The organism is Enterocloster bolteae (assembly GCF_002234575.2).
Taxonomy (GTDB): Bacteria; Bacillota; Clostridia; order Lachnospirales; family Lachnospiraceae; genus Enterocloster; species Enterocloster bolteae.
Genome location: NZ_CP022464.2, coordinates 4,378,949 through 4,404,741 on the forward strand (window position 1 = coordinate 4,378,949; position 25,793 = coordinate 4,404,741).

The 25,793-nt window shown below is 53.6% G+C and carries 25 protein-coding genes; all 25 read right to left on the reverse strand.

What is annotated here, in order from left to right; all coding sequences use genetic code 11:
* Positions 1-40: 40 nt before the first annotated feature.
* Entirely contained in the window at positions 41-229 is a 189-nt protein-coding gene (locus tag CGC65_RS20230; RefSeq protein ID WP_002565213.1) for a hypothetical protein, read from the reverse strand.
* A 54-nt stretch (positions 230-283) separates the two neighbouring features.
* Positions 284-1,225: a DMT family transporter gene (locus CGC65_RS20235; RefSeq protein WP_002565214.1), complete on the reverse strand. Its 942-nt coding sequence runs from the start codon at positions 1,223-1,225 to the stop codon at positions 284-286.
* A 107-nt stretch (positions 1,226-1,332) separates the two neighbouring features.
* Positions 1,333-1,689 carry a 50S ribosomal protein L20 gene (rplT, locus tag CGC65_RS20240; protein WP_002565215.1) on the reverse strand — a complete coding sequence of 119 codons (357 nt, stop codon included), beginning with the start codon at positions 1,687-1,689 and terminating at the stop codon, positions 1,333-1,335.
* A 28-nt stretch (positions 1,690-1,717) separates the two neighbouring features.
* Positions 1,718-1,915, reverse strand: a complete 198-nt coding sequence (gene rpmI / locus CGC65_RS20245; RefSeq protein ID WP_002565216.1) for a 50S ribosomal protein L35 — start codon at positions 1,913-1,915, stop codon at positions 1,718-1,720.
* Between the two features lie 29 nt (positions 1,916-1,944).
* Positions 1,945-2,439, reverse strand: a complete 495-nt coding sequence (gene infC / locus CGC65_RS20250) for a translation initiation factor IF-3 (protein WP_002565217.1) — start codon at positions 2,437-2,439, stop codon at positions 1,945-1,947.
* Between the two features lie 437 nt (positions 2,440-2,876).
* Positions 2,877-3,191, reverse strand: coding sequence for a DUF1540 domain-containing protein (locus CGC65_RS20255; protein ID WP_002565218.1), 315 nt, complete (start codon positions 3,189-3,191; stop codon positions 2,877-2,879).
* 61 nt (positions 3,192-3,252) lie between these two features.
* Entirely contained in the window at positions 3,253-4,872 is a 1,620-nt protein-coding gene (locus CGC65_RS20260) for a hypothetical protein (protein WP_002565219.1), read from the reverse strand.
* Between the two features lie 14 nt (positions 4,873-4,886).
* On the reverse strand, positions 4,887-6,296 hold the full coding sequence (locus tag CGC65_RS20265) for an MATE family efflux transporter (RefSeq protein WP_002565220.1): 1,410 nt from the start codon (positions 6,294-6,296) through the stop codon (positions 4,887-4,889).
* A gap of 80 nt (positions 6,297-6,376) precedes the next feature.
* Positions 6,377-6,967, reverse strand: a complete 591-nt coding sequence (locus tag CGC65_RS20270; RefSeq protein WP_002572233.1) for a nucleotidyltransferase family protein — start codon at positions 6,965-6,967, stop codon at positions 6,377-6,379.
* A 16-nt stretch (positions 6,968-6,983) separates the two neighbouring features.
* On the reverse strand, positions 6,984-7,853 hold the full coding sequence (gene yqeC / locus CGC65_RS20275; protein WP_002565222.1) for a selenium cofactor biosynthesis protein YqeC: 870 nt from the start codon (positions 7,851-7,853) through the stop codon (positions 6,984-6,986).
* A gap of 548 nt (positions 7,854-8,401) precedes the next feature.
* On the reverse strand, positions 8,402-9,433 hold the full coding sequence (locus CGC65_RS20280; protein WP_002565223.1) for an XdhC family protein: 1,032 nt from the start codon (positions 9,431-9,433) through the stop codon (positions 8,402-8,404).
* On the reverse strand, positions 9,430-10,371 hold the full coding sequence (locus CGC65_RS20285) for an NTP transferase domain-containing protein (protein WP_002565224.1): 942 nt from the start codon (positions 10,369-10,371) through the stop codon (positions 9,430-9,432). Before CGC65_RS20285 ends, CGC65_RS20280 begins: the two co-directional genes overlap by 4 nt.
* Before the next feature lie 47 nt (positions 10,372-10,418).
* A complete protein-coding gene (locus CGC65_RS20290; RefSeq protein WP_002565225.1) occupies positions 10,419-11,567 on the reverse strand; it encodes a sulfate/molybdate ABC transporter ATP-binding protein in 1,149 nt (382 codons plus the stop codon).
* A gap of 13 nt (positions 11,568-11,580) precedes the next feature.
* Entirely contained in the window at positions 11,581-12,252 is a 672-nt protein-coding gene (gene modB / locus CGC65_RS20295; protein WP_002565226.1) for a molybdate ABC transporter permease subunit, read from the reverse strand.
* A gap of 21 nt (positions 12,253-12,273) precedes the next feature.
* Positions 12,274-13,158: a molybdate ABC transporter substrate-binding protein gene (gene modA / locus CGC65_RS20300; RefSeq protein WP_002565227.1), complete on the reverse strand. Its 885-nt coding sequence runs from the start codon at positions 13,156-13,158 to the stop codon at positions 12,274-12,276.
* A 246-nt stretch (positions 13,159-13,404) separates the two neighbouring features.
* Positions 13,405-14,373: an MOSC domain-containing protein gene (locus tag CGC65_RS20305; protein ID WP_002565228.1), complete on the reverse strand. Its 969-nt coding sequence runs from the start codon at positions 14,371-14,373 to the stop codon at positions 13,405-13,407.
* 5 nt (positions 14,374-14,378) lie between these two features.
* Positions 14,379-15,446 (reverse strand): GTP 3',8-cyclase MoaA, encoded by a 1,068-nt coding sequence (gene moaA / locus CGC65_RS20310; RefSeq protein ID WP_002565229.1) that lies wholly within the window; start codon positions 15,444-15,446, stop codon positions 14,379-14,381.
* Positions 15,443-15,937: a cyclic pyranopterin monophosphate synthase MoaC gene (gene moaC, locus CGC65_RS20315; protein ID WP_002565230.1), complete on the reverse strand. Its 495-nt coding sequence runs from the start codon at positions 15,935-15,937 to the stop codon at positions 15,443-15,445. The genes moaA and moaC overlap by 4 nt, the downstream gene beginning before the upstream one ends.
* A 24-nt stretch (positions 15,938-15,961) precedes the next feature.
* Complete coding sequence (locus CGC65_RS20320) at positions 15,962-17,020, reverse strand: molybdopterin-binding protein (RefSeq protein ID WP_002565231.1); 1,059 nt, start codon at positions 17,018-17,020, stop codon at positions 15,962-15,964.
* 184 nt (positions 17,021-17,204) lie between these two features.
* Positions 17,205-17,855: a nucleotidyltransferase family protein gene (locus tag CGC65_RS20325; RefSeq protein ID WP_002565232.1), complete on the reverse strand. Its 651-nt coding sequence runs from the start codon at positions 17,853-17,855 to the stop codon at positions 17,205-17,207.
* A gap of 59 nt (positions 17,856-17,914) precedes the next feature.
* Complete coding sequence (locus CGC65_RS20330; RefSeq protein ID WP_002565233.1) at positions 17,915-18,325, reverse strand: PaaI family thioesterase; 411 nt, start codon at positions 18,323-18,325, stop codon at positions 17,915-17,917.
* Positions 18,326-18,343: 18 nt separating this feature from the next.
* The gene (locus CGC65_RS20335) at positions 18,344-19,942 is read right to left on the reverse strand and encodes an acyl CoA:acetate/3-ketoacid CoA transferase (protein WP_002565234.1); all 1,599 of its coding nucleotides are present in this window, start codon (positions 19,940-19,942) and stop codon (positions 18,344-18,346) included.
* Entirely contained in the window at positions 19,927-21,996 is a 2,070-nt protein-coding gene (locus CGC65_RS20340; protein ID WP_002565235.1) for an AMP-binding protein, read from the reverse strand. The genes CGC65_RS20335 and CGC65_RS20340 overlap by 16 nt, the downstream gene beginning before the upstream one ends.
* An 11-nt stretch (positions 21,997-22,007) precedes the next feature.
* Entirely contained in the window at positions 22,008-23,255 is a 1,248-nt protein-coding gene (locus tag CGC65_RS20345; protein WP_002565236.1) for an L-lactate MFS transporter, read from the reverse strand.
* A gap of 158 nt (positions 23,256-23,413) precedes the next feature.
* Positions 23,414-25,786 (reverse strand): FAD-dependent oxidoreductase, encoded by a 2,373-nt coding sequence (locus tag CGC65_RS20350; protein ID WP_002565237.1) that lies wholly within the window; start codon positions 25,784-25,786, stop codon positions 23,414-23,416.
* Between the last annotated feature and the right edge of the window lie 7 nt (positions 25,787-25,793).

Here is a 25,793-nt window from a genome sequence, read left to right on the forward strand (position 1 = left end):
CTCCCTTACTTTCCTGCGGTCTGACTTTCCATGAACAGCCTCACTGCCATAACCCGTCCTCCAGAGCCGCCATCATCAGGACCAGATGCAGATTCATAGCTGCTGTCTTATCGTCAATATAGTGGACATCCCGCTCCATCTTCACCCGCCCCGGCAGCAGTTCCATTGCATCAAACAGGTCCTTTGCCGCTTTCCGCGACTGGTATTGTACATATGCATCCTTAATCATTGCCCACAACCTCCTTTGGTTATTATAACGCTTGGAGGATGCTTTTTCCCTTATTTACTGCCGGGAATCCGCCGGGTATACCGCGCTTTCACCGCACTGTTTCCCCGCGGACAGACTGTTTCCCACCATGCCGGCCACAATCACCGCAATTCCGGCCAGTCCCGCCGGCTCCGGAACTCTGTCCTTTAGCAGCAGGATTCCTCCCAGCAGGGTAAATACCACCTCACCGCACTGGGTAGCCTCTATCACTGCCAGATGACGCGGATTCTCTTTTACCAGGTCCGTGGCCTTAAAGAACAGGATCGTTGCAATAACACCTGAAAACAGAGCCACGCACAGGGACTGGAATACCTGTCCGCGGCCTGCCGGCCCAGCTTTTACCCAGGCCCAGCCAGACATGAAAATCCAAAAGGGCATGCTGCACAGTGTCATGCCGTAAACCCGTTCCAGGGTGGTCATGCCTGCCGGACAAAGCGCCATCATTTTGCGGTTTCCCAGGGGATAGGAAAATGCCGCCACCAGTATGGGTGCCAGCGTAAAGAGCACAGTCCTCACCTCCATCCGCTTCAGATGAGGCACCTGCATCATAAATACGCCTGCCAGTACGAGAACAGACCACCCCAGGTTCCGGATTGGTATTCTTTTTCCAAATAACGGCGTCAAAAGCACGCCAGCCACTATGGTCAGCTGCCAGGTAGCCGCTGCCAGCCAGGATTCCCCCAACACGGATCCGAAGGTAAGAGGTGCGTAAAACAGTCCGAAACCCACCGTACTCCATACCAGCCATGAGACAGGCGCCTCTTTTACGGCGCTCCACACCCTGCCCGCCGAGGGGCTCCCTGCCAGCATAATCCACAATATGGGAAATGTAAACAGATACCTGAGGCTGGCCGCCCACATCCAGTATCCTCCGGCCAGATTCATGCTTCTGTTCAGGATAAAGGTAAACGCAAAGAAAAAGGATGCCAGAATCCCGTATATCAGCGCTTTCTTCAACTCATTCTCCTCCCTTTTTTGAAACAGCCGCGAAAAGTCCGTTTCAAAAAAGAGGGCACTGCAGCTTGTCCTGCAATACCCTCTTGTAATCCTATATCAATTCTAAGTTAAGCAATCTTGGACTTAGCCAGTTCAGCTAACTTTGCAAATCCCTCTGCGTCATTGATAGCCATTTCAGACAGAACCTTACGGTTTAAGTCAACCTCAGCTAACTTTAAGCCGTACATGAACTTGCTGTAGGACAGGCCGTTGATACGTGCTGCAGCGTTGATACGTGCAATCCACAGCTGTCTGAACTGTCTCTTTCTCTCTTTTCTGCCTGCATAGGAGCTGGTCAGGGCACGCATTACAGACTGCTTTGCAATCCTGTACTGCTTGGAACGGGCGCCTCTGTAGCCCTTAGCCATCTTTAAGACTCTATTGTGTTTCTTCTTTGCATTTAAACCGCCTTTTATTCTTGCCATCGGTAATTCCTCCTTCTACAATTCAAACTTACAGATATGGTAAAATCTTCTTCATTACCTTTGAGTTGGTAGCATCGGTAACGATATCTTTTCTAAGATTTCTCTTCCTCTTAGTGGATTTCTTAGTTAAGATGTGAGACTTGTAAGCTTTATTGCGGACTAACTTACCGGTTCCTGTCTTTTTAAAGCGCTTTGCTGCTGCTCTGCTGGTTTTTAACTTTGGCATTGTAAATTTCCTCCTTAAAACTTTCTATTTTAACGTTTTGCAGTTAAAAACATAACCATGCTTCTTCCTTCAACTTTGGAGGGTTTATCTATAACTGCGATATCCTTTAAACTCTCAGCGAAATCATCCAGGATGTATTTGGACTTGAACATATGGGCCATCTCACGACCGCGGAAACGAAGTGTCACCTTCACTTTGTCGCCCTTCTCCAAAAACTTTCTGGCAGCTCCCACCTTGGTGTTCAAGTCGTTGGTGTCAATGTTGGGTGACAAACGAACTTCCTTTATCTCGATTACCTTCTGTTTCTTCTTGGCTTCTTTTTCCTTGCGTGCCAGTTCATAACGGTACTTGCCATAGTCGATAATCTTACATACCGGCGGCTTTGCCGTAGGTGCAATCTTCACCAGGTCAAGCTCTGCTTCCTGAGCCATCCTCAGTGCCTCTTTTCCCGGCACGATGCCTAACTGCTCCCCGTCCTCGCCAATCAGCCGTACTTCCTTGTCTCTGATTTGCTCGTTAATCATTAATTCGCTAATAGTCGTACACCTCCAAATAAGTCATGTTGTTCTGGAATCGGCATGCCCCGTTCTTTCCCTGTAGGGCAAAAAATAAAGCGGACAGCTTGGCTATCCACTTCCTCATATAAAACCATCTGCTGCCCTATCTCACACGGAAACTCCCTGAAATAATACAGCACATCGTTTCATCTATGAACCCGGGTCACATGTTCGTGCCAGGGTGAGGCGGATACCTGCTTTCCTGTCAGTCGTTCTCACAACTTATATTAATTTACTACATTTGATCGTATTTGTCAACTTTAATTTTAAAACTTTTCTTATGATTTCTTATAATGCTTTTCTTCTAAACCTTTATAACCCCTTCTACAGTCTTCGGCAAAAGGGCGGGGACGCCTTCCGGTTCCCCGTAAGACGTCCCCGCCCATCCTGTCCTGATTCTGAATCTATCTGGCCTTAAAGGTACTGCACCTGGTCTCCGTGCACTCGCAGGCACCGTCACCGCTTATATCAATGCGCTCAGCGCTGCAGCGGTGCTCCTCATTGTAGACACATTTTACTGCGTCGCAGGCAATCTCCAGCCTTGTCTCAGGGGTCTTGAACAGGTTGGTGAACTTGCCTCCCTTGTTCTCGTCAAAGCTTGCACAGCAGGTCTGCTCCGCCGTCTTAGCCTTGTTGCCATCCACCGCAATGGCCGCCTTACAGCAGCAGTTGTCAGCGTTGTGCAGGCAGTTCTTTACACTACATTCCAGCTTGGTCATAGTCCTTACCTCCTTCTCCTGGTCTTCATGTTTACCAAATGACAAGGATAGTATGTACGGATTATAATTTTTGATTCATAAGCCGCAGGGCTTCAATGCATTTTCCTTCACTGCCGTCCATGTTATAAAGCTCTCCTCTGGTCACAAAGGTATATACCTGGATATCGTCCACATAGGCGCCTTTGCCGCCGCTTACGCTGATGGTAACATCAGAAGGCTGGCAGTTGCTGAATTTAAGCTCTACCTTCCGCTCCTCCTTCACGTCCACGGTCCTTGTCTGGGATCCCATGCGTATGGTCAGCCTGCATTTTTCCTCTGCCCCTGTCCTCAGCTTCACATAGGTATCCTTGCCTGTGTTGCCGGTCATCCGGCCGCCCAGGTTCTGGTATATATTTCCGCCCGACGGAATCATTGCGGATTTTCCGGTCTCATCCTCCGCAATGTAGCTTCCTCCGGAAAAACGCCATCCGTCCATACCGAGTGCAAACTGGGCATTGAACAGCTTATTATCCCCATAATCCCGGTAGGTCCAGATGCCGTACCCCATGGTGGAATTTTTAAGAATGGGAGCAACGCCATCCAGGTACAATGATTTCTCATCATCCCGCAGCTGGGCATTGTGCTCGTATCCAACTGTATTGTCCGTAAACAGGAACTGGTCCAGATACACAGGCTTGCCTCCGCTGTACACATGAAGCCGGTTCAGGAACACGGGAATCTTTTCCAGTGCTTCCGCTGCCGTCACGCGCTCATGCTCATTCATAAAGCCCATGGGAATGCCGTACATTGCGCTGGTATAGGCGGCGCTGCCGCTGGGGAAGGTGGAGGAATGCATAAAGCCCTCCTGGCTTCCGTCCTTGTGCTCCACCGGGTCCACATCCAGGCGCACTTCCATGGACAGACCGGGAAACACCGTCTGGCTGTCAGCCAGAAGTTCATTTAAAAACTGGTCGTAAAACCCATAAAATACACTTCTGGCCTGGGAATCCCTGGCCGGAAAATACAGGTCGTCATAACTGGCCAGCTCATGGCCGTACATTTCCTCCAATTCCTCCAGCTCATAATTTTCCATGGCGTAATCCACATATCCGAAGGCTTTGGCCATGCTGCGCCCCTTTACCCCGTTTCCCAGGGACGCGCTGGAATCCGTAAAGTTCCAGAAGTCCTCCCATGTCAGGAACCCTCCGCAGAAATTCTCATGGGAGGATGCCGCCTGGTACAGACGGCCCACATATTCCAGCCAGGCAGACCGCTCTGTCCCCTCCTGCATCAGCCCCTGGTACCGGTCCATCACATTGCCGCCCCCGCAGTAATCCCAGGTATATCCCACCCTCAGCATCACACTCAGTCCCTGGGCGGCAGCTGCATCCATAACACGGTCCAGCTTGTCCCAGGCATATTGGTTGTATGTACAGGGGGTCATGCCGGGCTGGAATTCCCTCCAGGGCACCACCAGGATAATATTGTTAAAGCCGTCCTGGGCAATGCGGGCCAGCTCCTGGTCCATATTGCCACTCTCGCTGTTCCAGAAATTGATGACCCAGTCATCGGAATAATAGGTGGCTGATTTGAGGTAACCTGCTGTCCCCGCAGCATGGTCCTCTGCCCTGGCAAACCCGGATGTAAACAGGAACGCTGCCGCCCCCAGTATAACCGCGGCCTTCATACATGGTCTTTTCATTGGTTCTTTCTCCTTTAGCTGTGGTTCTTTTCTCCGCCTCGTTTCAGCTCAGGCCACACAGTGAGCAGCATGGTCCCGAAGCAGGCGGCGCCTCCGATAAAGTTGGATATGGGCTCTGCCATCAGTATGCCCTGGGTTCCCATTCCGAATACAGTGGGCAGTATGATGATAAGGGGTATGACAATGATAACCTTGCGGAAAATGGAAAAAAATACCGCGTTTCTGGATTTTCCCAGTCCCACGAACACGGACTGGCCCGCAAACTGAAGGGACATCATGAAAAATCCAAAGAAATACATGCGTATAGCCGGAATTCCCGCCTCCACCATGTCTCCCTCCCGGTTGAAGATGCGGATAAAGAACGCCGGAAACCAGTCCACGAATCCCCATGCCACAACTGTATACAGGATACAGACCACGGACATGAATACAATGGCCTTCTGTACCCTTTTATACTCCCTGGCTCCGTAGTTATACCCCAGCACAGGCTGGGCACTGTTGGTCAGGCCGTTTACCGGCATGGAAATAACCTCCCTGACCGAGTTGATTACGGTCATGATTCCCACATAGAGGTCGCCGCCGAATTTCTGGAGCATGGAATTATACATGATCTGTACAAGACTGTTTGTGATGGACATGGTAAATCCGGACATTCCCAGGCCCACGATGCGAAGCAGCCGGCCGGCGTCCAGCTTCATGGCCGAAGGCCGCAGCTTCAGTATGGTGCGCCTGCCTGTGAGGAAGGCCAGAATCCATAGGGCCGACAGCATCTGTGAAAGAATGGTGGCCAGGGCAGCGCCCCTTACCCCCATGTGGAAAACAAAGATAAAAACAGGATCCAGTACAATATTGGTGACCGCCCCCAAAAGCACGGTCATCATACCCACGGTCCCAAAGCCCTGGGAATTGATAAAGCTGTTCATGCCCAGGCCTGTCATGACAAAGATATTGCCCATGAGATAGATCGTCACATAAGCGTCTGCGTAGGGTATGGTGGCGTCGCTGGCGCCAAAGAGATACAGCATGGGCCGCTTGAACATCAGGCCCAGGACCGTCAGCAGGATTCCCACTGCCACCATCATCACAAAGGAATTGCCCATGATGGCCTCCGCCTCTTTCTCATTTCCCCTTCCCCTTTCAATAGAGCACAAGGGAGCGCCGCCCATGCCGAAAAGGTTGGCAAAGGCAATCACAATGGATATGATGGGCAGGCAGAGACCCAGCCCGGTGAGGGAAAGGGTGGCGTTCTCCGGTATCATTCCTATATAAATGCGGTCCACAATATTATACAGCACATTGATGAGCTGCGCCAGGGTCATGGGAACCGCCAGCTTCATGATATTTCCCACCACACTGCCCCTGGAAAAATCGTTTTTCTTCTGATTGTCCGATTGTTTGTCCATTTGATTATCCGACTGTTTCATACTCCCACCACATTTCCATACATTCTGTCTGTTTTGACCCGGCCGCACCAAATATACCTGGAAAATGCTGCCGGCAATGTCTATACCGCGCCCAAATCCTCTGTTCGGTCAATGTCCTTAAGTTCTTCCTCCGGCACCTCCATGGTCCACACATCCCCGGGGTGCGCCTTCATGATTACGCTTCCTCCCCTGTCGCCGCGAAGTGCCATAAGTTCTTTCCTGTAAAAGCTGCTGAAAACAGCGGGATTCCCCCGCCTTCCCTGATGGCACACACAGCCCATGCCCTTCCCTGACAGCCGGAAACCATGTATGAATTCTTTCAGGGTGGGCGTACTCATATATGGCTGGTCGGCCACTGAAAACAGAAGGGCCTCTGTTTCAGGAGAGGCCGATGAAGTCCCTAATCTGAGAGAGGCGGTGATTCCCTCACCGCTGAATCTGTTGGGAACTGCCAGAAGTCCCCGGCTCTCAGCCTGCTTTAAAATCGCCTCATACTGGCTGACCACCAGAACCTCTGTCTGGTGCCCCTCTTTCTCCAGCTCCCCTGCTGCCTGGCAGATGCAGTCAAGACCATGGCGGTAAAGTTCTTTTCCTTTAAAGGGTACCAGCAGCTTATTAGAGCCAAAACGGCTTCCAAATCCGGAAGCCATATAGATAAATGAAATCCTCATTCCCCTTAACCATCCTTTAAAATAACCGGGCGGAGCCGTCCCTGTCAAGATGTCCGCATGCAATCCCTGATGTCTCTCCCATGCAATCCAGCATTTCTCCGGCCAGCGCTGCTTCCTGCGGGGTGTCGGCCTGGTTGAATACAGGCAGGACCTCGGTTCCCGGATGGGCTGCCCGCAGAGGCAGCAGATATCCATGCTTCATCAGTGTCATCATATCTTCTTTTTGTATGATCCAGTCTGTCTTATGCTTTGCGTTCAGCTCCAATGCATCTGTCCCGCTGCCCCGCTGCTCCCGGCTATCCTCATACATCTTCCGGCCATATCGTTTCATCAGAGCCCCGGCCTCCTCAATCCTCAGGCAGCATTCCTCAGCCCGCTTTCCAAGGGATGTCAGGCCATTGAGACATAAAATCATATCTGTATTGTCCGGTATCACCGGCTCTCCGGCCCTCGGCACCTTCAAAGGCAGGCGTCTGGAGCCGTCGGCCTCCACCAGCACCAAATCCGCCAGGGAACAGGCTTCTTTATATAATTCCCAGCCTGTAAATGTAATTTTCCCCTTCTCTGCCGGCCTTCCGGCTACCGCCAGGCTGCGGCGTTCCAGAACGGTCCTGATTTCTTCTGCATTGCCGTCAAATACTCCGAACGCACCGGGGCGGGCCATATGGGTCGTGGTAACCACCAGGACCTTAAGTCCCCGTCCCACAGCCTCCCAGGCCAGTCTGCGGATAGTGGATGTCTTGCCGCCCGCTCCTGCAAGAGATACCACAAAAGGGCCCGGTCCTTTCCCGGACCGTGCCTGCTTTATCCGTCCATTAAGCCCCAGGCCATGCCACAGGCTGTCTGTTCCGGTCCATATGCCGCACTGGTAAAAATAAGCCCTCATGGCAATTTCTCCATTTTTACAGTTAATGCAAACCCTTATTTTGATACTTTGACTATTTTATCATAAAACATTGGATTGGGAAAGATGATTTTCCCTTCCATTCAAAACTTACATCCAAAAATCATCATTCAAAAACAGCCGGAAACAAGGGGAATCCCCTGCTTCCGGCTGCTGTTCTATTCCTGCTTTCTATTCCTGCTGTTCTATCTCTGCTGGATTTTATCCTGCCCGGCCTTGCTCCGGCCTTACTCCGGCCTTACTTCGGCCTGCCCGGGCCTTATTCCATCCTTACCCTGTCCTTATTTCTGGATGTTATTCCTGATCACACCATACAAATCAAAACTCAGGATACCAAACACTAATATAACTCCGATGACTGCCATAACTGATTCCTTCCTTTCAAAATGTTTTCCATCACTGTGATAGATTCATTATATGTCAGGCAGACCGGTTGCGCAATCCGCATTATATCTAATCTTTTGGTGAACACCCATTTGTTTTTTGTGCATGAATGCAAAATATTTTAGATTGCCTAAAAATTTTTGTATTTATTTCTTTTTACCCATCCTTTCAGCTCTGCGGGCGATCAGTTCCCCTGCTATGCTGATGGCAATTTCCGCCGGAGTCTCTGCTCCTATGTCCGTACCGATAGGCATATGGCACTTTTGGATTTCCTCCAGGGAGAAGCCGTCCGCCAGCAGCTTATCCGTCACCACCCGTATCTTGTTCCTGCTTCCCATGATTCCGATGTAATAAGGATGCAGAGCCATGGCCTGCTTCTGCACGTAATAATCAAACTGGTGCCCTCTGGTCATGACGCACACATAGTCTCTGGGACGGATATCCACATAATCGCTGATATGTTCCATATCCCCCACCACGGTCCTCTCTGCCCGCAAAAACACCTGGGGATTGGCAAACGCCTCCCTGTCATCCATAACCACGCAGCGGAATCCCACATGGGCCAGAACCGGAACCAGCTCCTGGGCCACATGACCGCCTCCGAATATATAGACAGTCCCGGCCTGTACCAGGGGCTCGATATAAAACGTTCGTCCATCCACTTCCTTCTGGAAAGCATTGCTGCCGAAAAGTTCCCCCTCTAACAGCTGTCCCAGCCCCTTAATACCGGACAGCCCCAGACTGGGGCTGTAAAGGCCCATCTGCCAGCATGTCTCGTCGGTGATATCCAGTATAAGCCAGCTGTCCTCATCCTTTGAGAGGGCGTCCAGGACCTGGCCGCAGAAACCGGTCAGCACCTGGTCGCCGGGACGGATGTACTGGAAATATACCACCACATTTCCTCCGCACACCATTCCGATATCCGCCACCTGGTTCCTGGTAAGTGTGAATCCTTTGGCAAAGGAAACCTTGTCCTCCATGGCCTTAAGGGCTGCCTGTATTGCCTGGTACTCCACGGCGCCCCCGCCCACGGTTCCTTCTATGGACCCGTCCTTCCTTACCAGCATCCGGGATCCGGTTCCCCTGGGAGTGGAGCCGGAACTGGCAATGATAGTCACCAGGACAGCTTCCTCCCCCTGTTCCAGTAATTGTCTTAACTCTGTAAATAATGTTTTCATGACTCCGTCTCTTCCTCCCCGGTAAAATATTTTTTGTAAAGCCGTTCCCCCTCCATGCGCAGTTCCCTTTCCATCCGCAGGTAGCGGTCCAGAAAATCCTTAGACTTGGGCGTAAGCTGTGAAAATCCTCCCTCCGCCCCTCCTGACTGTGTAATCAGCAGCGGGTAGCCCAGCTGCCGCTCCGCCTCTTTTAAAATCTTCCATCCTTTGGTATAGGACATATGCATCTGCCTGCAGGCTGTCTGCATGGAGCCTGTGTGGTCGATCAGAGACAGGAACTGGGCTGCCTGGGGTCCGAAAAACCCTTCATTGCGTTCCAATGTCAGCTGTACCTGGGGATATACGGCCAGCTTTTCCCTGCCCAGGCTGCCCAGGGCGCAGTCCTCGTCCGATTCCACGGCCATGATAATCCCCTCATCCTCCACCGGAATCTCTTCCAGATGCCCATTGATTTCCGGCTGGCGCAGGGCCCCTCTGAGTCCTCTTTCACCGTGATAGATCAAAAGAGACGGAATGGCTGCCTTGGACACCAGAACCGGATGGCCCCGTTTCCCGTCATACACAGGACAGGCGGCCATGGCCCGGGAACCCATCATCCGCTGTATGGTATCAGGAAGGAACATAGGGAATTTGGCAGGCAGGACAAATACCCGGTCGCATAAATCCTCTATATAATTTAACCCCATACAGATGCTGTAATACATCTGAGTCTGCTCATAATCCTGGTTGCGCAGGCAGATGACCCGAAGTCCGGCAATATGTTTTTCCACCTCGTCCGCCTTCTGCCCTGTAACCACTACCACCGGATCGATTCCCGCCCGTTTCAGTGTGATGATGATTCTTCGTATAACCGTGCTGTCCCCCACGGGAAGCATGGGCTGAAAACGGCTGATTGTGCTCTTGTGGCCTGCTGCGATAATGACAGCCCCTGTCTTCATAAGTCTGTTCCGCCTTTCCTGGTATATTAACAGTCTGGTACGCGCCCCTAAAGTTCTCCTGTCAGGAGCAAAAGGGCGGAGGGCTCTACCCTGAGCCACCGGGGAACCACTCCCGCCGTATCGTGGGTGTGGATATCCTTCTCCTTCTTCCACCACAAACCGTTCTGTAAAGTAATATACCACTCAAACGGCATTTCGGAAATACATGGAGCGCATACTTTTATAAGATTTGCGTCTTCCCGCTCCATATAAGCCCTGGCACTGCTCTCCGACAGGGGTTCAAAATCATGGGCCCTGATGCCCACGCCTGTTATAGCGTCGCCCACAGGACGGTCCGTGGCCAGCTCCAGCCCATCCCAGTCCACGGCCCGTATTCTGCGTTCCCCCAGCCGTTCAATCCTGGATATGTTCTTACATCCTGTAAGCCTGGCTGCCCGGCATGTAACCGGGTTCTGGAAGATGTCCCGTGTCCTTCCGGCCGCCAGCACGCATCCCCGGTCCATGAGCAGCAGATTGTCGCAGAGCTGGTAGGCCTCATCCCTGTCATGGGTCACCATAATGGTCACACCGTCATAATCCTTAAGGGCGTCAGCCAGCTCCATGCGCAGCCCTTCCCTCAGGTATGTGTCCATGGCTGAAAACGGCTCGTCTAACAGCAGCGCCTCAGGCTCATAGGCCAGGCTCCTGGCCAGGGCCACTCTCTGCTGCTGTCCTCCCGACAGCTGGCCCGGGAATCGCTTTTCCAACCCCTGGAGCCGGAACCGCTCCACCATCTCGGACACCTTCTGCTGCCTGGCTTCCCCGGACATGGGCCGGCGCCTTCTAAGCCCCACATTTCCCCGTCCCCCCTTTAATCCAACCATGATGTTCTGCTCCACGGTCATGCCCGGAAACAGGGCATAGTTCTGGAACAGATAGCCCACACGCCTTACCTGGGGCTTCTCATTGATCTTGAGGGCAGAGTCATAGAGAACACGGCCCCCGGCCGCCTCTCCCTGGGCATAGCGCAGGGCAATCCTGCCCTGGTCCGGGCGGATGATGCCGGCTATGGATTTTAAGGTCATGCTTTTGCCGCAGCCCGACGGCCCCAGTATGCCCAGGCATCCCCGTCCGGCCTCAAAGCTGATGTCCAGGCTGAAATCCTTTAATTTCTTTCTTATATCAACTTCCAAATGAAGATTGTATTCTGAGTTCACGGCTGTTCCCCTTTCATCCCTTCCGGTTCACGGGCCTTAATGCTGCCCAGTTCATCAATATAATGGACAGGAATGCGATGACCACAATAACCGCCACATAGCGGTACGCCGTATCCATATTGCCTGCGGCCACCTCTGAATAGACCGCCATGGGAAGGGTCCTTGTTTTGCCTGCTATGTTTCCCGCAATCATGGCAGTGGCCCCAAATTCTCCCAGTCCCCTTGCAAATGCCAGGACGCCTCCGCTGACAACCCCCGGCAGGCCTCCGGTCATGAGCACCTTCCAGAAGATGCCCCACTCGCTCATGCCCAGGGTCCTGGCTGCCGCCACCAGGTTCTGGTCCACCTGTTCAAATGCGCCCCTGGCAGAGCGGTACATTAAAGGAAAGGACATGACCACGGCTGCAATCACCGTAGCTGTCCATGAAAATGCGATTTTAACACTGAAATATTCAATAAAAAACTGTCCTACCGGCCGTTTGACCCCAAACATATAGAGAAGGAAAAAACCGGCCACCGTAGGGGGAAGGACAAGGGGCAGCGTAAGCACGCCGTCCCAAATCAGCTTCCATGTTTCATTTTTCATGCTCACCACAGCCCACGCCGCAAAGATTCCCAGAAAAAACGTAATGAAAATCGACAGGCTGGCTGTCTTCATAGATATCAGTATCGGTGACCAGTCCATGAATGGATCCTCCCCTTTTCCTTACTCGCCTTTTGTAAATCCGTATTCTTCAAATACCTTCATGGCTTCGTCCGTCTTAAGGAATTCCACAAAGTTCTTTGCTTCCTCCGGGTGAGCCGTGTTCTTCACCACCGCCACAGGATAAATGACCTTCTTGGCAAGGCTTCCCTCCGGAGCCTCTGCCACCACTTCCACCTTGTCCGCCATGCTGGCTGCATCGGTAGCGTATACGATACCCGCGTCAGCGCTGGATGCGGCCACCTGGTTAAGCACCTCTGTCACGTTGGTTCCAAAGCTTACCTTGTCCTGTATCTTATCCCAGATTCCCAGGCTGGTAAGGGCTTCCTCTGCATACTGTCCTGCCGGTACGCTGGCAGGATCCCCGAGAGCAATGGTCTCTGCCTTCTCAATGTCCTCAAACTTCTCTATGCCCGCGCTGCTGCCTGTTGGAACAATGAGCACAATCTTGTTCTCCAGCAGGCTGGTGATGGTGTCAGATTCAATCATGCCCTCCTCGTCCAGGGCTGTCATCTGCTTTGCCGCAGCCGACATAAACACATCCGCCTCCAGTCCTTCCTCAATCTGTGTCTGAAGCTTGCCTGAGCTGTCATAGGTACCCTTCACTGTCACGCCCGGATACTGCTCCTGGAACATGGGAATCAGTTCATCCTCATAGGCGTTCTTAAGGCTGGCCGCCGCCGCAACCAGAATCTCTGTGGATTCGCCTGCCTGGGCTGCGGTGGTCTCCCTGGCAGAAGTCTCTGCTTCTGTCTCTGCTGCAGTGGCAGTTGCCTGCGTTGTCTCTGCCTCGGTAGCTGCTGCTGTCTCCTTTGCGCCGCCTGAGCATCCGGTCAGAGCTGCCGCTGCCATCATTGCCGCCATCATCATGCAAATCTGTTTCTTCATAATTAATTCCTCCTGTAATTCTTAATCTTTTTTATATACAAATACAGGTACTCGTTATACTCAGACGACCATATCGTTTCCCACATAAATGCCCATCTGCTGAGGATGAGCATTTATACCGGACAAATACCTGTATTCCTATATTTCTGTTATGGGTCTCTCCGGAGCATGTCTGAACCTGCTCTCAGGCGCGCACCTGGCATAGGTAGCGGGTGCTATATTCACTGATAATTACGCAGCGCCGTGTTATCTTCTGGCACATTCCGAGGCGCTTCCCCTGAGTATCTTAAGGCCATGGTCAAGGCTTCCCAGAATGAAGCCAAGACTCTCCTTAACCGCTTTGGGGCTTCCCGGCAGGTTCACAATCAGGGTCGTTCCCCGGATAACAGACACGCCTCTGCTGAGCATGGCCCGGTCTGTCACCTCCATGGACTTCATGCGGATGAATTCAGCGATTCCAGGCGCATTGCGCTCAGCCACAGCCATGGTGGCCTCCGGCGTCTGATCCCTGAGGGAAAATCCCGTTCCTCCGCTGGTCAGCACCAGGTCCACCTGGCGGCTGTCGGCCAGACGTATAAGCTGGGTCTTTAACTGGCCCGGCTCATCCGGCAGGAGCAGAAGCTCCACCACCTCATACCCGGCTGCCTCCAGCATCTCCTTGGCCGCAGGACCGCTCTCGTCCTTCCGCTCTCCCCTGGCGCCCTTGTCGCTGAGGGTAATGACGGCAGCTGTAAAGGGCCGTTCCTCTGCAGGCGGCTCCACCCGCATCACATCCCCGGGGCGGATAATTCCCTCACGGATGACTCTGGCAAACACGCCTTCCTTCGGCATGATGCACTCGCCCATGCGCTTGTAGATAGCGCAGTGGCTGTGGCATTCCTTTCCTATCTGGGTCATCTCCAGCTGCACATCCCCCGCGTATAGTCTGGTACCCACGGGAAGGCTTCTGAAATCAATGCCCTCCACCACCAGGTTCTCGCCAAAGGCCCCGTCTATGACATTGGCTCCGCGCTCATTGAACGCCATCACCTTATCATAGGAGAGAAGGCTTACCTGACGGTGCCAGTGGCCTGCGTGGGCATCTCCCTCAATACCGAAATCCACCAGGAAATGCCCCTCTTCTATGGCTCTCTTCTCGATTCCCCGTTTATCACTGATACAGATAGCCTTCACCACTCCGGTGGGACAGACACCCTGTTTAATCTGCTCTGACATATACCTTATCCTCCAATAGCAATCATGTTGTGTGCTTCTGTTATCTGACCCGGACGCTCGAAGCAGTGGGCCGCGGGTTTGCATAATACAGCCTGTTCCATGGCCTTCCTCAGTTCCCTCTGAAGCCCCTCGTCAGAAGGGCAGCCGGCATAGGGCCAGCGGTAATGCCCCTCCTCCTCAGGCCGTTCCTGTCCTTTTCTCAGTATCCGCCTCAGATCCACTCCGTCCTCATAGCACAAACAGGGTTTCAGATACCCCTGGGACGTAAGGCGCACCCGGTTGCAGTCGCTGCAGAATTTTCCGTGGATCGCGCTGATCAGTCCGATACTGCCCTTAAATCCCGGTATCCGGTAGTAGACAGCCGGTCCGAAGCCATGGACCCTGTCATCCTCCTCCATATCGGGGTATGCCCTCATCATCTCCTCCAGCAGCTCCTGGTGGTTGATGGTCTTAAAATTCTTTCCGTAGCCAATGGGCATCATCTCAATAAACCGCACATCCACCGGATATTCCCTTGCCAGCTCCACCATCTGCCGCCAGCCATCCTGTCCGGCTTCCCGCTGTTTCTCGTCCATCTGGCTGAAATCAATGGACACCGCATTGATTTTTACGGATACAGGCATGGCGCAGGCCCGCCTGACGGCTTCCATCACAGTGCCCAGGGCGTCGGTTCCCGTTATCCTCTGGTACAGGTCCCTGTCCAGGGTGTCAAGGCTTATATTGATGCCGTCTATCCCGGCCTCCGCCAAATCATCCAGATACCGCTCCAGCAGCACGCCGTTGGTGGTTATGGTTACCTTCTCAATGCCCGGCGTGCTCTTAAGCTGCTTCACCAGCTGGCAGCAGTCCCTGCGCACCAGTGGTTCGCCCCCCGTCACCTTGATATGGCGTATGCCCAGGCCGGCAGCACAGATTCCCACGGCCTGGATCTCCTCCAGAGACAGGATATCCCATCTGGGCACGCACTCCACCCCATAGGGCATGCAGTACTTACAGCGCAGGTTGCACCTGTCCGTAATGGATATCCTCATATAGTCAATGGTTCTTCCCAATGCATCCTTCATATTGCTCATCCCCTGTTCCGGGCACATCTGGGGTTATGGAATTCCCCGCTCTTGCCTCCGCTTTTATGTTCCAGGTAAATGTCTCCGATCTCCATGGACTTATCCACGGCCTTGCACATGTCGTAAACTGTCAGCAGCGCCACAGACACCCCGGTCAGCGCCTCCATCTCCACCCCGGTTTTTCCCGTGGTCCTGGCCGTGCAGACCGCCTCAATCTCATTGCTCTCTTTTTTTATGGTGAAATCCACGGTGAGCTTCGTAAGATTCAGTATATGGCACAGAGGAATCAGGTCCGAGGTCCTTTTGGCCCCCATAATGCCTGCCACTCTGGCAACCCCCAGCACATCTCCCTTTGCCATGGTTCCCCGGGCCACCTTCTCAAGGCACTCAGGGCTCATAAAAATACTGCCTCTGGCCACTGCCTCCCGCTTTGTCTCAGCCTTATCCCCTACATCTACCATCAGGGCATTGCCCTGGTCGTCAAAATGTGTAAATTCCATGTCTGTTTCCTTTCCAACGGTTTGTTACATCCCTTTGCCGAACCCGCAGTTGGGGAAGGTACATTCCGGACAGTTAAGGCAAAGCCCGCCCTGGCCCAATGCGGCCAGATCATCTGCCGTCACCTGGTCATCCGCCATGATTCTGGGCAGAACCAGGTCAAATATAGTACGCCTGGCATACATGACGCAGCCCGGAAGTCCCATGATGGCAACCGTACGGGGATTTTCCCCATCTTTAACCTGGTAGTAGGCCAGCAGGAACATGGCTCCCGGCAGCACCGGCGCGCCGTAGGATACGATGTCTGCCCCGGTGTTGCGGATGGCAAGCGGCGTCTTGTCGTCCGGGTCCACACTCATACCTCCCGTACAGACAACCACGTCCGCGCCCTTTTGTATCATATCCAGGATGCTGGCCGTCACCTTGGTATCGTCATCGTTCCATGTCACATGGTCAATAACCTCTGTGTCAAACTCTGAAAGCTTTCCCCGGATCACAGGGGTGAAGGTATCCTTGATACGGCCGTAAAACACCTCATTTCCCGTTGTAACGATACCCACCTTTTTATGTAAAAATGGTTTCAGCTCCAGGATGGGACATCCCCCGGTGGCCTCTGCGGCCGCCTTTTTTGCTGCCTCCATCTTTTCTTCCTCAATCACAAGAGGGATAATCCTTGTCCCTGCCAGCTTGTCCCCCTTCTTCACTGCAAAATTGCCGTGACGGGTGGCTATCATCATCTGTCCGAATCCGTTTACCGCCTTAAGCCCCCGGTTATCCACCTTTAAAAGGCCGTCACATGCTGCCGTCAGCTCAATCTTTCCTTCCTTTGCCTGGGAACGCTCCATATGCTGCCCTTTGCACATGTCGCAGAGAATCTCTGCCGCATCATTCTCATGAAGCATTCCGTCTTCCTTCTCCCACACATAAAGCTGGTCCTTTCCCACACTTAAGAGGACCGGGATGTCTTCCTTCGTGACCACATGGCCCTTGCGGAATACCGCATCCTTTGTCACTCCCTTAATAATCTGGGTGATATCATGGCACAGTACGGTGCCTTCCGCATCCACTGTCTGAATCAGTTTCATTCTATTTAACCTCCGCCCGTTATTTATATTTTCAAATAACGCATTACATATAGAATAGCACCAGCGTTCGATTTTGTAAAGATACATACACTACAAATGGAAATTAATATATGTTTTTATCAGTTTATAAGAGAAAATGGCCGGGTGTTCCATCTGCGCGGCACACCTGACCATTTCCACACCTCTATGAGGTAATTCCTATTGAGATACGGAAATGTATCATTTTAGGACCTTGTTTCTGTATCTGGCTGTAATCATTCCAGTATCTGAGATTCATGTAATCCTGAGGTGTATCCGCGTCCAGGTATATTCCCGGATCCTCCACCTCCGGTTCTGTAATCGGCACTCCCAGGTGCTCCATGGCCCCCTTAAGCCCTCCTGCGCCCTTATAGGCGCAGATATCCGGTACCAGCCGGGAATCCATCCGGACAGGATGGCCCGGACGGCCGCCGCAGACCGGGCGCACCAGAGCGCCCGGACATTCCATCACCTGCTTAAAGGTGTCCTGCTCTATCAGCGGGACGTCCGCAGGCGTAATGAGAATCCGGCTGCACAGGCCGGCGGCCCTGGATATCCCCAGTTTCACCGAGTCAAACATCTGGCTGGAGGCATAATTTTCATTGCGGACAAACATGATATCCAGAGGCCACAGATAATCCATCAGCTGGTCCGCTTTATATCCCGCCACGATGATGACCGGAGATGCCCCTGCTGTCTTAAGATTTTCAATGGCCCTTACAATAATGGTGCTGTCTCCCAGCTCCAGAAGGGGTTTGAATTCATGCATCCTGGAGGACAAACCTGCCGCCAGTATCACTGCTCCGGTCCTTTCCATAATATACCTCCTGAAGATACCTCCTGCTTTTGTCACTGCGGTGTTTCCCGGGACTTTGGCTAAACCTCCTGTCCCGGCGCCTTCACTATGACCATGACGCCCTTTGCCCGGGCAGCCACAGCGCCTTCCCGCTTAATGGTGCCCTGGGCCCGGATGGAACGTCCCGTTCCAAACTCCGTCACCTGCGCCTCACACTCAATCCGTTCCCCCACATGAACCGGAGCCTTGTAATCCAGTTCCAGATGGGCTGTCACCACATCCAGGTCCGTATAGTAGAGGGCGTGTGCCATAAGGTCATCCATAATGGAAGCCATGATGCCCCCGTGGAGCATGCCTTCATATCCCACATACGGCTTTTCCACGGTCCACAAAGCCCTGGCCCAGCCTTCTCCCTCTGTAATGTCCAGGTGCAGCCCTATGGGGTTCAGGCTTCCGCAGACAAAGCAGTTATCTGATTCCATCCTTCTCATACACGTTTCCTCATTTCCCTAAAAATGGTCTCCCAGGCGTCCCCAGGTCTCTGAGAACAGGCCGGCATCCATGAGGGCCGGTCCCCCCTCAGGTATGATTGGCTTAAAGCCCATGTGGTCCAATATCTGTGTCTGTATATCAATGCCCGGAGCCACCTCGGCCAGCACCATGCCCTGGGCTGTCCTCTTAATCACGCACCGCTCCGTGATGAATGTAACCCGGTTTCCCTTTGCCAGGCACTGCTGCGCGTTAAAGGAAAGCTGTGCGCAGGATTCCACGAACTTGTCAAAACGTCCCTCCTGGTCAATGCACATCTTACCGTCTTCAATGTGGCATTTCAGCCCTCCTGCCGTAAATGAGCCCACAAAAATGGAGTGTCTGGCGTTGGCCGATATATTGGGGAAGCCGCCCACCCCGGCTATCCTGCCGTTGAGGAATGTGGTATTTACATTGCCGTCCCTGTCCACCTCGCTGAGTCCGAATACAGCCACATCCAGTCCTCCCTGGTCAAAGAAGCTGAAGTGGTCTGTCTGGGGATACATGGCCACCGGGTTATAATGGGCGCCAAAGTCTCCTCCCGGCGCAGGAATTCCCCCAATGAGGCCGGACTCTGATATAAGGGTCACCTGTGAGTCAACCCCTTCCTCCATGAGCACATTGGGAACCAGTCCGGGCATCCCAATGCCCAGATTACACTTGTCTCCCCCATGTATTTCCATGGCAGTGCGCCTTGTGAATACTTTCTTATCATCTAACGGAAGGGGCGCTGCGCTGTTCTTCATGGGGATGCGGATTTCTCCGGTAAAGGCAGGATTAAAGTGGGTGATATGGGTCTGCATCATGCGATCCGGATGCTCTGCAACACATATATAATCCACCAGAATTCCCGGCACCTTCACATTCCTGGGGTCCAGGGTCCCTGTGGCGGCCACCCGCTCCACCTGGGCAATGACAACAGCACCCGCTGCCTTTGCAGCCATGGCCAGGTCCAGCGGCTCGCAGGGCATGCATTCCTTCTCGTATGTCAGATTTCCGTCCTCATCCGCGGTGGTGGCCCGCAAAAGGGCCACTGTCAGCTTGGGCAGTGTATAAAACAGATACTCTTCTCCAAGGAAGTCGGGAATGTAGGTGACAATCTGTTTCCCTTCCTTTTTTGTCTTTTCATTGATCATGGCCCCGTCGTATCTCGGGTCCATAAACGTGCCCAGTCCCACCTTTGTCAGAAGCCCGGGAAAACCCCGTCCCATTTCCCGCCAAATCTGCCCCACCACTCCCAGGGGAATGTTGTATGCCAGAATCTTGTTGTCCACGATTTGTTTTGTCACCTTAAAGGAACATCCCACATGGCCGTGTATGCTGCATGAAAGCAGTCCGTCGTGAGCCAGGGCACACTCCCCCCTGCAGGTTTTTCCGTCCTCAGACATCCGGCCGAAATCCCCCTGGCCTGCGCCGTGGATATGGGTAATGCCCGATGGGTGTCCTGTTTCCATAAATCTGTTCTCAATTGCAAGCCCGATTTCCTCAGGCCAGCCTGTCATTCCCTGAACTGCCGAACCGATGACCGCTCCGTCCTGCACCAGCTCTGCCGCCTCTTTCACTGTTATGATTTTTGCCATGTATCCATACCGTCCTTTCCTGTCTCTCCGGCCCTCTGACCAGAGACAGCTGTCTCCCTATCTGACCGCCGCAGTCCTCCTGATTCCGTTTCCGCCTGCCGCAGTTCTTCCGCTTCCGTCTGCCGCAGTCCTCCCTCTCCCGTTTCCGGCTCCGTCTGCCGCGGCCCCCTTCCTTCCAGATGCTCCCTGGCAAGGCTTCGCAGCTGGCCTTTGGATATCTTCCCGGTAGCTGATATGGGGAAATGGTCTGTCAGCTCTATCTCCTGGGGAATCTTGATGGTGGCGATTTTTCCCCGGCACCAGTTCCTCAGGCCCTCCTTTGTAACCACCGCACCTTCCTTTGGACGGATGAAGGCATATACCAGCTCGCCGTACTGTTCATCCGGCGCGCCCACCACGGCCACATCCTCCACCGGCTCATAATTGCGTATAAAATCTTCTATTTCCCTGGGGCTTATATTCTCCCCGCCCCGTATGATTAAATCCTTGCATCTTCCCTTCAGGGTCAGGAGCCCGTCCTCTGACAGAGAGGCAATATCCCCGGTGTGAAGCCAGCCCTCCCGGTCCACTGCCTTTTCCGTCTCCTCCGGATTGTTGTAATACCCCTTCATCACTCCGTAGCTTTTGATGCACAGTTCACCGGCCTGGCCCGGCCCCAGCACCCGGCCTGTGGTTAAATCCTGTATCCGGCCCGTAACCCCCGGCCACAGCCTTCCCACGGTGGAGACCGCTGTTTCCAGACTGTCGTCCATGGAGGTGCTGCTGATTCCCGGTCCCGCCTCTGTCATGCCGTACATGACAACTGCCGCCTCTGCCCCCATAACCCGTTTCATGTCCCTTAGGGTATGTTCCGGACAGGGCGCCCCGGCGGTAACGCACAGGCGCAGGCATAAATCCTCCCCGCCGGCCTTTCCTTCCCTCATCTCCCGGATAAGGCGGATATAGACAGTAGGTACGCTGCACAGCACCGTGCACCGCTCCTTCCTCAGCATTTCCAAAAGGCAGATTCTGTCCGTTTTCTCGTAACAGACCAGGGCTGCGCCGGCCATCATGGAACTCAGCACGGATCCCACACAGCCAAAGGAGTGGAACATGGGCGGCGTCATACACAGCCGGTCCTCCTTCTCCAGCCCCAGGTACTGTACATGAATCCAAGCATTTTCCAGAATCTGGCAGTGATTCAGCATCACGCCCTTTGGCACGCCGCTGGTACCGGAGGTATGGATAATGGTGGCGTCGTCAAAAGGACGGACCGCCTTCATCCTCTCCTTCAGCAGACTGTCACCCATTGACATTCCCAGTTCCATCAGCTTCTCAAACTGCCAGGCGCAGCTCCTGGGCCGTTCCTGGTCCGTGACAATCACATGGCGCAGCAAAGGCAGACGGGGCGCATAAATCCTTCCGGGAACAGCCTCCTTAAGTTCCGGGCTGATCTGGTAAAACATGTCCATGTGCTCCCTGTTCTTGATTCCCTGCTTAAGGATGACCGCCTTCACATCCGCCCTGTGGAGCAGGCACTCCAGCATATCCTTCTTTTCGTGGATGTTCAGGTTCACTATCACTGCCCCGGTCTTCTCGATAGCTATTTTAGTCACCACATTTTCCCAGCAATTATCCATGATAACCGCCACATGGTCCCCTTTTAAGATACCTATGTGCATCAGCCCTTTTGCCAGACCGTCGCTGCGCCTCTTAACCTCCCTGTATGTAAGGCGCACACCTGCCAGGCTGTCAACGACAGCCTCCCTGTCGGGAAAGCGCCGTGCCTGTATGTCCGCCAGCTCACCCAGGGTCAGATGGATGTACCGGTTGAGCCAGACATGGTAAGGCCTGCCCTCCCACATGGCCTCCACGTACTCCCGGCCGGATACCAGGGGTTTGTTCCTGCATATCCCTGAAAGCATATCCGCGAAGGCCTCTGAACAGGGCACAGCGCCCCTGAAATCCAGCAGGCAGCCGTTCCTGTCAAAGAGAAAGGAGGCTTCCCCGGGACCGTTCTCATCCCTGCAAACCACTGCTTCTATTCTTCTCTTTCCGTCAATCAGGTCTTCCATCCAACCTTCCCCTATCTCTGAGCCTGTTTTTTCATAGCTGTCAGAACAAACAATATAATCAATGCCACCACGCCCATGGCACCCACTGCCATCAGCGGCACGCTGTATGACCCTGTGTTGTCGTAGAGACTGTTGGCCAGAATCGGCCCTATGTAACCGCCAAGGGCAAATCCGATAAACATAATGCCGTAATTAACCCCGTTATATTTGATTCCAAAGGCATCTGCCGTCAGAGCCGGATAAACACCCATGCTTCCGCCGTAACACATGGCGATCAGCATGGCAAATACCAGGAACAGGGCCAGTGATCCGCTTTCCGTAAACGCGGACAGGGCAAAGCCGCTTACCGCTACAATCACCGCCATGATGCTCAGTGCCGGATACCGCCCCACTTTATCGGAAACCCATCCCCAGAGCACCCTGCCTCCCGTATTGGCCAGACCAATGATACTGACCGCGGTTGCCGCCACTGCCGCGTCCACCCCGCCTATGGCCTGGGCCATGGGAGATCCCTGGCTCACCACCATAAGGCCGCCTGTGGCAAATATGGTAAATGCAATGATCATCAGATAAAATCTTGTGTCGGCCAGCATCAGCTTCCAGTTCTTTCCTTCTGCAGAAGCACCCGAACTGTTCTTCACTGCCGGAGGCGTCCAACCAGTGGGCAGCCATCCCTCAGGAGGTTCGGTTATGAAACAGGCAGCTATGATTATCATAACACCAAACAAAATTCCCAGCACCCGGAAGGTAAACATGACGCCGCCGGAACCAATCAGGGACTGCATAATAGGCGGGAAAATGATGCTGCCTGCCCCGTAGGCAGCCGTGGATATGCCTGCAATCAATCCCCGCTTGTCCGGGAAAAACCGCACCGTATTGCCGATGGTAATGCCATAGGCAAAGGCAATTCCAAAACCGCAGAGAAGTCCGTATGTCACATAGAGCATGGTCAGGCTGTGGATAAAGCTGGTGCATATGAGTCCCGCGCTGAACAGGATTCCTCCCAGCCACACCACATTTCTGGGCCCCTTAAGCTTCTTTTGAAGTCCGTTGCCCGCAATCATGGGAATAGGCGCCACACCGCTGCAGATTGTAAATGCCAGGGCCAGCTGCGACTTCTGCACCTCTGTGCCGAATATCACTGCCCCTTCGTTGAAAAGTCCTGTCTGGTAAACACTCCATGCAAACCCCGTACCGATACATATATTAACAATAACACTGGCAACCAGTACCGCCCACCTTTTTTTCATCAGATCCATAAATAACCTTCTTCCTTGTTCGCCTAAAGACCTGCCGTTAATTGTTATTTTTTTAACATTAATTTGAAAAATATAGTTACGGTTCCACCTCCTCCGGAGCACATCTGACACCCGCTCCGGGAAGGTGAAACCATAAACTCCCAGTCATCCATGTACTTTTATGCCTGGACCGCCCCCATATCCAGAATCATCTTCTTTATAAGAGCCCTTACCTCCTGTATCTTATATGAATTATTGGCCATGGCCGCGGTCCCCTCCACTGCCAGTTCAGCAGCGGCCTCTGCCAGCGCCTCATCCGGCTTCCTGCCGGCTAAAAACGCCTCCACCTTTTTCCGCTCCATGGGCACCGGGGCCACGCCGCCCAAAACGATCCGCGCATCCTCTATGAGGCCGTCCTTCATCCTGTATGCGTAAGCCAGGCTGACAATGGCAAAATCCACTGCCTCACGGACCCTGAATTTATCATAGGCCGTGGTATATCCTTCCGGTACCCTGAACCGGACAGCCGTCACCAGCTCGTCTGTATCCAGCATGTCAGCTGCTTTCAGGCGGGTGGTAAAGAAGTCCGCCGCCCTTACGGTTTTCTTTGTGGTCACAATCCGGGCATCTAACAGGATGAGCACCGGTGAAATGTCCGAGGCGTTGACGGAGTAGCAGCCGCAGTTCATGCACCGTCCGGCCTCCCTGGCCGCTTCCTCCCCGGTCAGGGTGAAGCTGTCCTCCTTATCCAGGGCCCGCTCTGCGGCAGACAGCTCTTTGTCCTTTACCGCGTGCTCCTCCTTGACGCCTGCGGTGTCAAAATGGATAAACTTATCTTCCCTGCGCCGCTCAGGCATGACTGCATAGCCCCTGTTAATGGCCTCCGCCGCGTTGCGCCCGGAGCGCACGCCCTGGATCACGGTGGCCGGTCCTGTGGTGGCGTCGCCTCCGGCATAAATCCCGGACTTGCTGGTGGCCTGTGTGTCCTTGTCCACCTGAATCAGTCCCCGTTCCAGGGCAAGGCCGTACTTGTCGCCCAGGAAACTTAAATCCACCTTCTGCCCCGCTGCCATCAGAATGGAGTCCGCCGATACCCTGAGAGTCTCCTCCCGGTCGTACCGGGGATTGAAACGCCCGTTCTCATCCTTGACGGAGGTACAGCGCATAAGCTCCATTCCCGTGACCTGGCTGCCCTCATAGATTGCCTTTGATACGCCGTAGGACGGCATGATTTCAATGCCCTCCTCCCTGGCCCTTGCAATCTCTTCCCTGCTGGCCGGCATCTCAGGCTCGGACTCCAGGCAGGCCAGGGTGACGCTCTCTGCGCCCAGACGCCTGGCGGTTATGGCCACGTCCATTGCCACATTTCCGCCTCCCACCACCAGTACATGGCGGCGGTCCTTTTTGTTCATCCACTGGTTGACTTCCATCAGGAACTGGAGGCCGAACTCCGTGAACTCCTCGCCGTCAAATCCCAGCACAGGACGTTTCCAGGCGCCGGTGGCATAGAACACATTGTCATACTCCTTCTCCAGATCCTCTGCCTGTATATCCTCTCCCAGACAGCAGCCCAGGCGGAAACGGATTCCCATTTTTTCATAGGCGGCAGCCACCTGCTTCACATAGGACTTGGGCAGCCTGTAGTTGGGAATGGCATAGGTCAGCATGCCGCCCGGCTCCTCCATCTTGTCAAAGACCGTCACATCATGGCCCGCCTTCCTCAGATAATAGGCAGCGCTTAGGCCGGCCGGACCGGCTCCCACTAAAGCCACCTTATGGCCTGTCTCTGTTTCCGGCGCCCTGTAAAATGTGTCCGGGTGCTCCAGTATGTAATCCCCCACATACCGCTCCACGCCGTGGATGGACACGCTCTCATCGGAACCGCAGCGGTTGCACTGCTCCTGGCATGTATGTGCGCAGACCCTGGATGTAATCATGGGAATGGGGTTGGCTTCCATCAGTATATGGGCCGCTCCCTCCACATCCCCTTGCCGAAGCCGCTCCATATAGGCCGGTATGTCCGTATTGGCCGGACACTGGACAGAACACGGTGTGGTGTGGACCTTCATGCCCCCGAATATGGAATGGTAACGGTTGTCTCCCATAACGGCATAGCACTCTTTTCCGCCCTTTCTCATACAGTCCATCCTGCCGCCGATGCCGTGGGGATAGCGGTAAAACCAGCAGCGCACATCCTGGCATATGTTGCCTCCCATGGTGGCCACATTGCGGATTAACGGTGTTGCCACGGAGCGGGCCGCCTGAGAGAGGACCGGAGCCTTTTCATTGAGCAGGTCCGACTTTACGATGTCGCAGAGTTTTGTCAGGGCGCCTATTTCTATGGTGTCCCCGTCCTGCTTTATGTATTCCCCGCCCCGGACGGTCTTAAGGTCAACCACTTTTTCCGGATAATCCTCCAGAATCTGTTCCTTTAACACTCCAATCAGGTCGGAGCCCCCTGCCATTACGACTGTTTTCCCTTTTGGGGACTCTTTTAATAAGGAGACTGCCTCATCAAAGGTGGCAGCGCTCTCATGCTCGAAATATTTCACAGTGAAT

Excerpts from the sequence above, each read along its gene's own strand:
- CGC65_RS20265 (WP_002565220.1), bottom strand. The coding sequence starts at position 6,296 with ATGAAACAGTCGGATAATCAAATGGACAAACAATCGGACAATCAGAAG.
- CGC65_RS20330 (WP_002565233.1), bottom strand. The coding sequence starts at position 18,325 with ATGAGAAGGATGGAATCAGATAACTGCTTTGTCTGCGGAAGCCTGAAC.
- CGC65_RS20340 (WP_002565235.1), bottom strand. The coding sequence starts at position 21,996 with ATGGAAGACCTGATTGACGGAAAGAGAAGAATAGAAGCAGTGGTTTGC.
- CGC65_RS20335 (WP_002565234.1), bottom strand. The coding sequence starts at position 19,942 with ATGGCAAAAATCATAACAGTGAAAGAGGCGGCAGAGCTGGTGCAGGAC.
- yqeC (WP_002565222.1), bottom strand. The coding sequence starts at position 7,853 with ATGAGGGCTTATTTTTACCAGTGCGGCATATGGACCGGAACAGACAGC.
- rplT (WP_002565215.1), bottom strand. The coding sequence starts at position 1,689 with ATGGCAAGAATAAAAGGCGGTTTAAATGCAAAGAAGAAACACAATAGA.
- CGC65_RS20285 (WP_002565224.1), bottom strand. The coding sequence starts at position 10,371 with ATGAAGACAGGGGCTGTCATTATCGCAGCAGGCCACAAGAGCACAATC.
- CGC65_RS20255 (WP_002565218.1), bottom strand. The coding sequence starts at position 3,191 with ATGACCAAGCTGGAATGTAGTGTAAAGAACTGCCTGCACAACGCTGAC.
- CGC65_RS20270 (WP_002572233.1), bottom strand. The coding sequence starts at position 6,967 with ATGAGGATTTCATTTATCTATATGGCTTCCGGATTTGGAAGCCGTTTT.
- CGC65_RS20305 (WP_002565228.1), bottom strand. The coding sequence starts at position 14,373 with ATGTCAGAGCAGATTAAACAGGGTGTCTGTCCCACCGGAGTGGTGAAG.
- CGC65_RS20320 (WP_002565231.1), bottom strand. The coding sequence starts at position 17,020 with ATGAAACTGATTCAGACAGTGGATGCGGAAGGCACCGTACTGTGCCAT.
- modA (WP_002565227.1), bottom strand. The coding sequence starts at position 13,158 with ATGAAGAAACAGATTTGCATGATGATGGCGGCAATGATGGCAGCGGCA.
- infC (WP_002565217.1), bottom strand. The coding sequence starts at position 2,439 with ATGATTAACGAGCAAATCAGAGACAAGGAAGTACGGCTGATTGGCGAG.
- modB (WP_002565226.1), bottom strand. The coding sequence starts at position 12,252 with ATGGACTGGTCACCGATACTGATATCTATGAAGACAGCCAGCCTGTCG.
- CGC65_RS20325 (WP_002565232.1), bottom strand. The coding sequence starts at position 17,855 with ATGGAAAGGACCGGAGCAGTGATACTGGCGGCAGGTTTGTCCTCCAGG.
- rpmI (WP_002565216.1), bottom strand. The coding sequence starts at position 1,915 with ATGCCAAAGTTAAAAACCAGCAGAGCAGCAGCAAAGCGCTTTAAAAAG.
- moaA (WP_002565229.1), bottom strand. The coding sequence starts at position 15,446 with ATGAGCAATATGAAGGATGCATTGGGAAGAACCATTGACTATATGAGG.
- CGC65_RS20280 (WP_002565223.1), bottom strand. The coding sequence starts at position 9,433 with ATGAAAACATTATTTACAGAGTTAAGACAATTACTGGAACAGGGGGAG.
- CGC65_RS20260 (WP_002565219.1), bottom strand. The coding sequence starts at position 4,872 with ATGAAAAGACCATGTATGAAGGCCGCGGTTATACTGGGGGCGGCAGCG.
- CGC65_RS20345 (WP_002565236.1), bottom strand. The coding sequence starts at position 23,255 with ATGGATCTGATGAAAAAAAGGTGGGCGGTACTGGTTGCCAGTGTTATT.
- moaC (WP_002565230.1), bottom strand. The coding sequence starts at position 15,937 with ATGGAATTTACACATTTTGACGACCAGGGCAATGCCCTGATGGTAGAT.
- CGC65_RS20230 (WP_002565213.1), bottom strand. The coding sequence starts at position 229 with ATGATTAAGGATGCATATGTACAATACCAGTCGCGGAAAGCGGCAAAG.